7 protein-coding genes are annotated in these 10,589 nt (G+C 34.6%); 2 read left to right on the forward strand and 5 right to left on the reverse strand.

Annotated elements, in window-relative coordinates:
• The 4 genes from H602_RS0117830 to H602_RS20050 form a co-directional block, all read right to left on the reverse strand.
• The coding region (locus H602_RS0117830) for a DUF6443 domain-containing protein (RefSeq protein WP_026979239.1) at window positions 1–2,418 on the reverse strand (2,418 nt) is incomplete at its 3' end.
• Between the two features lies 1 nt (window position 2,419).
• Window positions 2,420–5,245: a hypothetical protein gene (locus H602_RS0117835; protein WP_157505180.1), complete on the reverse strand. Its 2,826-nt coding sequence runs from the start codon at window positions 5,243–5,245 to the stop codon at window positions 2,420–2,422.
• A gap of 18 nt (window positions 5,246–5,263) precedes the next feature.
• A complete protein-coding gene (locus H602_RS0117840; RefSeq protein ID WP_035760015.1) occupies window positions 5,264–7,165 on the reverse strand; it encodes a T9SS type A sorting domain-containing protein in 1,902 nt (633 codons plus the stop codon).
• Between the two features lie 1,641 nt (window positions 7,166–8,806).
• Window positions 8,807–9,004: a hypothetical protein gene (locus H602_RS20050; protein ID WP_157505182.1), complete on the reverse strand. Its 198-nt coding sequence runs from the start codon at window positions 9,002–9,004 to the stop codon at window positions 8,807–8,809.
• A gap of 567 nt (window positions 9,005–9,571) precedes the next feature.
• Between H602_RS20050 and H602_RS0117860 the strand changes: the two genes are divergently transcribed.
• Window positions 9,572–9,997 (forward strand): DUF6943 family protein, encoded by a 426-nt coding sequence (locus H602_RS0117860; protein ID WP_026979242.1) that lies wholly within the window; start codon window positions 9,572–9,574, stop codon window positions 9,995–9,997.
• A gap of 36 nt (window positions 9,998–10,033) precedes the next feature.
• Entirely contained in the window at window positions 10,034–10,201 is a 168-nt protein-coding gene (locus H602_RS19195) for a hypothetical protein (RefSeq protein WP_245574964.1), read from the forward strand.
• Window positions 10,202–10,275: 74 nt separating this feature from the next.
• Here H602_RS19195 and H602_RS20055 read toward each other — a convergent pair whose 3' ends face one another.
• On the reverse strand, window positions 10,276–10,458 hold the full coding sequence (locus H602_RS20055) for a hypothetical protein (protein WP_026979243.1): 183 nt from the start codon (window positions 10,456–10,458) through the stop codon (window positions 10,276–10,278).
• Between the last annotated feature and the right edge of the window lie 131 nt (window positions 10,459–10,589).

Here is a 10,589-nt window from a genome sequence, read left to right on the forward strand (position 1 = left end):
AACATTGGATTTAGTAACTTTTTTACTTATTTTGGTACCTATACCGTTGTAAATGTATTCAATTTTATCACCTGTTACAAATGTAATTGAAGTAGGCAAATTTAAATGATTGTAAATAATAGCCTGAATGCCTTTATTTGCATCTCGCTTCATGTTCCCTGCATCATCATAATCATATTCAATTGCTTCATCAACTCCATCTTTAAAACCAACTACTGGATGACCTTCATCTGTAACTTTAATCAACTGATTCGTGTAAGGTTTATACCCGTATACCAAATCGTCAATCGGAGTCGCATTTGAGGAAGGATCTTCATAATCAGAATTACCATTTCGTTTCAAATGCATGATGTTCCCATTTTTATCATAATCCATACTTTCATTAAAGGATTGTGTTACGGGAAACATGTTATCAGGCTTCATATAGACCGCTTCATTCAAGCGATTTAAGTCATCATAGAAATATCCGTATTTTCTTCTTACGCCATTATCTGCCGCTGAAGACCAGTAGGTTTCTGAAATGTTACCATTATACTGAACCGCTCCAGTATATCCCAACTCATTTTCTACGGTATTGTAGTTAATTTTAAAACCGAAAAGATCTTTAGGATCACCACTTTTTAGCAATTGGTTTGCATCATTAATATCGGTAAGCCATCCTCTAATATTATAGCGGTAGTCCACTTTTTGAAAAGCAGCAGTGCCTGTTAAACTGGTATTACCAACGGCTTTTCGAATGAGTTGCCCCAATTTATTGTACTCATTCATTCGCAGTAATTGTACAACTCCGTTACCAATTTGATGTGTTTGACTCTTCAATCGATCTTCAGAAGTATAAGTAAAGCTATCTTTTACTGAAATTTCGGAAGCATTAGTGTCTTTCTTGTGTTTGGTAATTACAGACAGGGGCTTACCGATAAAATCCAATTGACTTTCTTGTTGCAAATAACCTCCTTGAGTATTTGTGGTTTTTACAATGATTCCACGTCCTTTCTTATCATATAAAATATAGGTCTTATCAGCGTCAAAATTACTTTTTGTAGTCAAAATCCGAACTAATGAACCAGTAGGGAGTCCTCGCGGTTTTTTGTCGGTAGTATTAAAATAAATGTTTGGTGCATTAAAAGCAGTTGGTGCATTGGGAAAATTATAATCGTCATAATAATTAACCGTCAAGATGTGATACCGTGAAGTACTATTAGGCCAAGAATAATTATCATATCGCATACCAATTCCATTTACCGTTACCGTATTTTGAATTTTTGTATCACTCGTATACATCGGGGCGTGATTGTCATTCTCAATCTGAAGATTATTTCTTGTGACACTAGTAAAAGTAGGAGCAAGCATCCACCCTGTAACTATTGGTCTATTAAACACATCATATTTTACTATCATCCATCCCAAATTATTTGGAGCAACGTCATCCGTAAAAGGTGAGAAGGCGGGACCTGTAGCTACTATACGGTTTAATTTGTCGTAAACAATAAATTCTCTCTTTTTTCCAGGTACTTGTTTTTCAATAAGTCTATTTCGTCCATCATATTTATACTGATAGCAATAACCTGCTAGGTCATTTTCCGAAACTGCACCGTCCGTGTTTACAATAGGCGGAATTACAAAAGTAAGATTTCCGTATTGATCATACACATAATACGTATCATGCTTTTGTCCCGATTCGTAAGTTCTCTTTAAAATCAATTTACCTTCTTTGTCATTAAATTCCTCTACTGTATTATTTTTTGCCAAGCTTGGATTAGAATTTGACACCCAATTTTCGTTTTTTAGCACTGTCTTAGTAAGCTCGCCAGCAGAATAGGAAGTACTATAATTTAACGTAGGCGGGTTTACCGAGGCATCAGCTACTGCATAGTACTTTCGTACTTCATTTGCTGTATTTGTGAGATAATCAAATCGAATAGTATGATCGGGATCGCCTGTTTGAACGGGCATCATCCAATCAGCTCCAGGAGCTGATTTTTTTTGTACGCGTCTGAAAGGTGATGCTTCCAATAAAACTTCACTGTAAGGGTTTACTCCATCAACAAATTCAGTACTATAATAGGATTGAAGACTTGATATTACACTTGTATTGTCAACATAATTTGGTGATGTTGACTCCGAAGGATAAGGTAAATAATTTTTTACCACCGTACCGGACGCATCATAGACGATGGGGAGGACAATATTTTTCCCTGTACCAGATTGTAGATGAGCCACTTTTTGTATCGGCCTTCCTAAACCATCAAAGTAAACAACATTTACTACTTTCTTCTCAAAAGTTACAGCACCACTACCATCAGTAGAGGTTAAGCCATTAAGTGTAGGTACCTTATATTCAGTTGTTTTGACGTAATTCGGATTTTGAGCAATAGCAAATAACGGTATCGCTAACAAAATTGTATATAATTTCTTCATTTTAATTTTGTGTTTTGAAATAGTATTCGCTTTCTTTTAATATATTTCCCTCAGTATCCTTAATTTGTTTTACACGGTTACGAATATCATAAATATAACTAGTAGTTTGATTTTTTACATCGGTTACTGTACTTAAGCCAATTAAAGGCTTGTACGTAAAAGTGGTTATCATTGCTTGACCTAGCGCAACATGGTTTCTCAAACTATTTTGAGCCGCAATAAGTTGTGCTTCGGTACCGGCATTAGATAATCTTACGATATCTAAAATTAAACTTTGCGGGATGGTACTATATGCAATATTGTCTATTTTCGCCACGATCTGAGTGTGGTTGTATCCCCAGATGAAGACCGTTTTAATTCCATTTTCCTGTTGGCTTTCCCACAGTCTACTATAACCATCATATAGAGTGAATTTTTGACTAGTTTGCAAAGTGTTTTCTCCTTTAGCGCCTTCTTTACGCAGTGGTAGATAGGAAATATTTTTATGGGGAGGAAATATAGTTGTATTAGGATAGCGGCCTGGTTCCACTATTACAGGCCAATCGTTATGAAAGACATGCTTTACAGTAGATAGTAGTTCACTATTACGATAACTTTCTACTTTTTCAATTGCGATCCTATTTTTTGATATAGAAGAATTGAGTAAATTATAGTAATATTTTTTAACGTTTGTTTCTCCAGATGAAGATAATTGCGAAATTTGTTCTAATTTTTTAAAAGAGGTATAATTAAAAGATATATTAGTCTCTGTCAAAGCTGGTTGATAATTTTTTTCAATAATCGTTGCAGGCAATGAAGTATACAGCTTAAAATCAACTAGAAATTTCGGATTAACATTAGTTGCCCCAATTAATTGAGAAATATATGTAAAGTTTTTCTCCTGCATCAAATCGCCATTTTCGTTGTATATTTTTACTGCTTTGGTTTTTGAAAAGTTGGGCTCCTGAGCATCGTATTCATCAAGCGCATAATAATCAATGGGACTGTAAATAGTGTGAACAGTTTTTCCATTGCCTCCATTTTCTCGCACTGTCACATTTCTATATAGTACCGATGGTTTAAATCCAATTACATCGCGTGCAAATAAACATCCACTGCTCATGTTGCTATCTTCAGCAAAATTATACTCGTAACTTAATTCCTTAAGTGGTGAAACGGTTTGATTAGGCAATTCATAATATTTTTGATTTACAGCGGAAGTATCAAAGTATCCGATTTTTCTAATTCGTACACCGTTACCATAATGCCACTTTTTTACATTTGTTACCGCAGAATATGACTTTACGGTGGCCGACCCTGTAGTTGCAGCACTTGAATTCATTTTAAGGGTATAGTTTCCAGCACTCAAAAAGATTTTCCTTCCCAATTCCTCATTTTCACAAGACGATGTAATCGATAAATTTGTAACTACTATTCCATTCTTTCGTAATGTAAAGGTGGGAGACATCATCGGATAAGTACCATCTGATTGCGGAAGAGCACTTCTATATCGTTCACCACTTACTTTAAAATAGACCTCCTGATCATTTGTAATTGTAAATGATTCAACCGAATTTGTTTCAAAAGAAGAATTTAATAAGTTTGCTGCCTGTAAATTATGTAAGTTTTTGTAATTAATTTTCGTAAAAAAGGTAGAGTCCTCCTGCCATGTCCCATCAGCTGAAAAGTAGTAGTTTAGTGGTCTTCCTCTGATTTCACTACAATAAGTATTTGACTCAAAATCGTATATAATACTTCCTCCTGAAGGGAGACTTATTTTTTGGAGAATACCATTTGTAACGAAGTAAGGGTCAACATTTGTCGATGAGACGCAAAATTGATCACTAGTGTTTGGATAACCAAAGTTATCTGTGCCTATAGTGTTTTCAATGAATCGATTCTGCTTGTAGTAAAATTTATAAGATAACATTGATGTTTGATCAAGGTTAACTTCATCAACTTGCGTCAATTTCCCTAAATCTACATTAAGATTAAATTGGTTAACAAAATTATTTCTAAAATCTCTAATTGTTACTTTATAAAAATACCAATCATCATCATATGAGAGTGAATTTCCTAGAGAATTTTCAAGGCTTACTTTTCCATGATGGGTAACAATACTTTTGACAATATGATTTACGGTTGTTGTTCCGTAGCTTTGGTAATTAAATGTAGCTAACGTTGCACCATTATTGTCCTTAATCACGGTTAAATTATACATATAATTTTCAATACTCGGGACCACTCCTGAAGTTTTATAGATTAGAAATTCGGAGGTATCTGCGATGCTAAAAACATATTGATATCCTCGACCATCATGGATTGTAAAACTGTTTATGACCAACGAAGTAGTATCATAGTTTAAATCAACAATCAAAGAGTTTTCATTATCTTCCTCAATATACGCTTTAAGGCCTTGATAGGTATTTGCAACGTAGAAAGTCCCACTATATCCCATAAAATTATAATTAAAGTAAGAATAGTAGTTTGTATCATTGTTTTTCCATTTATCTCTCTCATTAGCATTAGTTCCATATATTCCACCACCAGTAAAAAGAGTCCAGCCCGTACCACAATTCCCTATTTGAGCACCATTACTTGATACACTACTCGGATGATAATTAAGTGATAGATCAATATTTACATCATCAGCTATGGTGGGAATATTAGATAGAGGTACATTTATGCTTGGTAGTCCTGTAGATAATTCTGTAGGATTGGCAACATACTCCACAATTGAATTACCAAGTGAACTATTTAGAGACCGCTGTGCTCTTGTATTAAAACATAGCAACAATAACAGTGTAGTTAATATGTAGAGGTTCTTATTGCAATATATCTTTTTCATAATTTTTACTTAATTGTGTTAATTTTTGATAATTTTCACACTACCTTCGCCTTTATTCGTCTTTATATTTACTATATAAATACCAGTAGGATAGTTTGCTAAATTCACAGGAACTGTTCTACTTTTTATTGTAAACTGTTGTAGCTGTCTCCCTGATATATCATATACTACTGCTAAACCTGTGTTAAATTCAAATCCTATAATGATATTTGTGTATGCTGATGTTGGATTAGGTGTTGCTTCGAACTTAAATCGCTCTTTAATTTTCTTCCCCTCATCCTTAAGTTTTACTACCCAATAATCCTTATTTCCATAATTCATTTTTTTGTCACGAGAAAATTTAGAACCCGGCTTAGGCCCTTTTAAATTGACTGCATTAGTTTTAACATTATCTGTATTTGAAGGATTTACCAAATTACCTGTAGGCATCTGTAAACCGATTCTGAAATTAGAATCCTTAGAATTTGGAAGAACTTGATTTACCATTTCACCTGCGGATGCAATTTCTTTAGCTACAGCACTATTCACTTCTGTGCTCCATTCATTTATTTTACTATCCGTAGTTTTCTGTAACTTACGTGAAATTTCATGTTGTCCATTAGAATCAAAAGGGTTAAGTGCATTAAATTTATTAGATCTGCGATTCCTTTGTTTTGTAAATTCTGGATTAGAGGTGCCAGCCATCAAATAGCTCCCATCGCGAGTCTCAATTACTTGTCGTAATATATCCTCGCCATCGCTTCCAACGGTTCGTTGCCATAAACGCTCACCTGTCTGCGAAACTTTTAATGCAATATAATCACTTACTTCTTCATCTTCACCAAAAATGCTATAACCGCCGATCAGAAAGGTATTATCTTCATTCTCTATCAGAGAAGTCAACACATCTCCTTCACCAAAATCGTATGTTTCCTGCCAGACTATTTCTCCAAATTCATCTAGTTTTATTACCCAAAAATCGCTTCCTATTCCATTAGGACGATTCTTATTATTACTCGTCCCAGAGATAGAAGTTCCTCCTACCAAATAGCCTCCGTCATATGTCTTAATTAATGTTTGAAATTGATCATCTTTATTCCCACCAATAGTTTGTTGCCATTCAATTCTACCTACTTTATCAATTTTCAATATCCAAAAGTCTCCTCCTTTACCATAATTTGATTGATTTTTTTCCCCAGACTCACCTGAAGTAGAATATCCACCCAAAACATAACCACCTTCTTTCGTCTGAACTACACTTTTAAGTAAATCTGTATAATCTCCACCATAAGTCTTTTGCCATTCTTCTTCTCCTTTAGAATTTAATTTAATAATCCAATAGTCCATATTACCGCGACTATTTTCTTTCTTTTCTTGCTGTTCATTCGATTCTTTCGAAAGATCAGAATTCGAAGAGCCGCCAAGTAGATACCCGCCATCGGTGGTTTGAATTACACAAGTCAGGTCATCTTGTCCTTTACCACCAAGCGTCCGTTGCCACATTTCTTCTCCAGCTGCATCTAACTTTATAATCCAATAATCATTGCCACCACGGCATTCTTCTTTTTTATCAAAGCTAATTATTGAATTTGAAGTGCCTGCCAGAATAAAGCCGCCATCGTGAGTTACACGCATACTTTGTAATTGATCCGTACCGCTTCCTCCATAACTTTTTTGCCATTCAGGTTCTCCGTTTTCATCCATCTTCCAAATCCAAAAATCTAAATCCCCTTTGCTAAACGAATTTTTATTTCCAGATTTTCTTGACAAAGAACTGCCTCCCAAAATAAATCCGTAGTCAGATGTAGCCTGTACATCTGATAAATATTCGGCGTGTCTTCCGCCAAATGATTTTTCCCACAAAATATCTTGTGACTGACACATTTGCACCAATAAAAAATAAAGCACTGCTACAATGATGTGGATAAAGTAATTTTTCATTATTAAAATTTATTAAGCATTTAATTTACATTTTACGAGAATTGTCAAAATTATTCATTTTTACGAAATCATTAAAAAGTTGACGAAAGTAGTAATTTATAATGACATGTAAAGCTATATATTATGTTTTACTTGTTAAATAAATGAAATTTAAAATTTATTTTATAAAGCTAAATATTATTATCCATTAAAATTAAATCGCATAATTTCAGTTTCAATTGTGTATCATTATATATGGTTTTATAATTATAAACTCTTGTTTACAAATGCAATATCAAATAACACAATAAATTCTAGTCCATTCATATAATCAGTTAAGTATTGTTTTGTAACAACATTTTTATTAAATATACAAGCAATTAAGAGTGCAATCTTCTATATAATGAAATATATCAGTACATAACGAGTTCATGCAGCAATATCATAAAAAACATTATTAAGCATCGAATTATAATTTTCTAAATTGTTTGTAAATAATTATTTTACTTACTTTTAAATTCATTTTATAATTTATATTTTTGAATTAACTTTGCATTTTACGGTCTGGTGGATATTCTTATGCTGCTTAAGTCTTTAAAATGCAAGTTCCTAAAATATTGAAAAAATTTTAGGAAGTGGTAGCGAATCGCTTGGTGATTTTCAGCACTCCATATTCCCGCCATCCTTCCACATCTCGCATGAAAAATGCGAGGATGTTCCCCCCTGTCGCGGCTAGTTGAGCTTCTTTGAGTATTCTTGATTACGTCCGTCGAGCTTCAAAAATATACAAATGAACACATATTTCCTGACGTTCAAATACAGTCAAAAAAAATTACGGTCACAGTTTTTGTTGAAAAAACAAAAACACGTACCGGAAAAGGACTTGTGCCAGTAATTTTTTTTAGCTATGTTACATAATGTAAAAATTATGATTCATAAAGAAAATCCTGCATTCCATCGAATAACAGATGAATCATAATACACATTATATAAAATAGCTAGGCGGTGGCTGCCAGGAACACATTTTCGGGCCTTTCCTCGCACCACCCTAAGTCCCAAAAACACGTCCCTTCGCCACCGCCTGCCTTCGTATGAAAATCTACGTATTGCGACACATTCATCTTTCCGTTCAATTTCATTGGAATCTCTGTTTATGAATGTTTATACGCGAACAAGGAAGTAGTTGCATTGTTAATTGCCAGTACCATAAACGGCAGAAAAACGATATTATAATACTTCATTTAAGGAGCCATTTATAATACTCGCAATTCAACAAAAAAAAGCAAGGACGAGCCCTAAAGTGCTTCTCAGTTCGGAGGTCAGCAGTTCCTGACACAACGATAAATCGGTTTTAATTGACAACAATCCTTTTCTTATGTCCTATTCATTTTCCATTTTTCAACAGTATCGTTGGCATTAACTGCCTCTTATTTTTAGTGCACTTTAAGGCACACCCTTGCTAAACCCCGCGACTGCCACCGCACTACGACGTATTTGCATGGCTTTTGAAGATACCTCGCCTTTTCACCTCTACTATTATTAAAAATACAGCCATATTTCAGCTTCACATGTAGGTATCCTCAAAACCCAAAATTCACGTTTTCAATCACAATCCCTTAAGCCAGGACATGGTCTCACAAATGATTCACTAAAACATTTACTTCATCTAATTCCGACTACAATCATTTGCAATCCCACAACCTTAACAACTTTTAGTATTTCATAACCACAAACCAATTCGGAAGTCCCTGCATTGTTTTTAGAAGATGCCACTGCATTTTCAGCAGACCATTTAGCCTTCATCCACAAATCCATGTACACATCCACAACATGGCATCCTCTAAAATCAAGAAAAGGCAAAAGTATCGTTTTTTAAATTTTGAAAATAAAATTCAAAAAACAATACCCTTGCCCAAAGACGTTACGCTTCGCCATCCATCATCTTATAAAAAAATTACTAAGTCCATCACTGCTAGTAGGAGTCGTGGAAAATTAGATCGCAGTGCTACCAGAAATTTTACTAAACTTTTCTTTTCATAGGTCAGTCTATCCAATTTTCCACGCCCAAATCAAATAACATACAACCGATAACCAACAACCGACAACCGACAACCTACAACCTACAACCATCTAAAAAAGACAATTGTCACAAAAAGAAAAAAGAGAATAAAAGAAAGCAAAGTTAAGTTGCACATTTTAAAAAATCGCCTCAAGCCCTGCGGGTTTTCCTCAAAAATCTCCACCCATTCGGGTAGTATTTTTGAGGAAAAAGACGATTTTATTAAAATGCTACACTTGAAAAACGGCTTTCTTTTTTTCTCGTTTTTTTCTTTTGGAAATTTTAATGGAAGGGAGTGCGCGGTTTTGCAGAAATTTCGCGGCTAAATTGAAAATTTAGAATCAATATATAATTTAAAGTCATTCGTCATGCTAAAAATCATTATTAAAGCCTATAAAGCAGGAGTTTTATACGCCAATCCACACTATTTCGTACTCAATAGAGGGCTCAACAGCGGAAAACCGCAAAAAGAACCTTTTGCAAACAGCTTTGTTGTTCTTTTTCAAAACGAATCCGATTGTGAAAACTACTTTCACGTGGCATACAGCTTGTGGTTGTCTAAATTCTGGCGCCAGTACCTGATCGGCAACGCCATCTTATTTTTAAGATTGGAATACTTCAAAGAAGAATTTCCAGTGCAAGCCAAACGGATGATGATAGAATTTGAAGAGCATGAGCGTAAAGTGGCGTCCATAAAATTAGCCAAATTAAGAGAGGAACAATACCACAAAAATAATGCATTGATCAATCAAGCCAAAAAGGAAAAAGCATTCTGGTACTACCGAAAAAGATAATATTAAACCATTAATTTACGCAAAATGTAACTATTTATGCTCTACCAAACCGACAAATGGAAGTCAAAAGCATCACGAGTGTTTTTTGAAATTTTCGACTGCAGAACCAAAGCAATTGATTTTACAAATTACTATAAGCTTTCCACCAATGACAGCGCTGTTTTAATTCTAGAAGTACGCTTGAATGAATTCGGAGAAATGTAAAAACAAAAAAAGCCAAATCTTTACGATTTAGCTTTATAGTGTTCAATTCGCGGTCACCACAACTCGAATCAAACTTATTTTCCGCGTTTCTTTGTCAAATATTTAAGTAAATACGAAACAAAAAAACTTACAGTTGCACCAGCGGCAGCTAAAATTATAGTTTTTGCAATATCACCGCTGTTTAGAAGTGCAACAGTACTTAAAAAAGTGCCTCCTGCCGTACCAACGGCAAAATTACTTGGCTGGTGCATGATCATCAACTGTAAGTTGACTCACAGCAGAAATTATGCCTCCTGCAACGGCTACATAACCGCCAACACTTACCAAAATTGCGGGTAAAGCCAACGGTGCGGTTAAGATCGTTCCGCCAACCGCAGCAAGCGCAAAT

Origin of the sequence: Flavobacterium tegetincola DSM 22377, from assembly GCF_000425485.1 — a bacterium.
Classification (GTDB): Bacteria; Bacteroidota; Bacteroidia; order Flavobacteriales; family Flavobacteriaceae; genus Flavobacterium; species Flavobacterium tegetincola.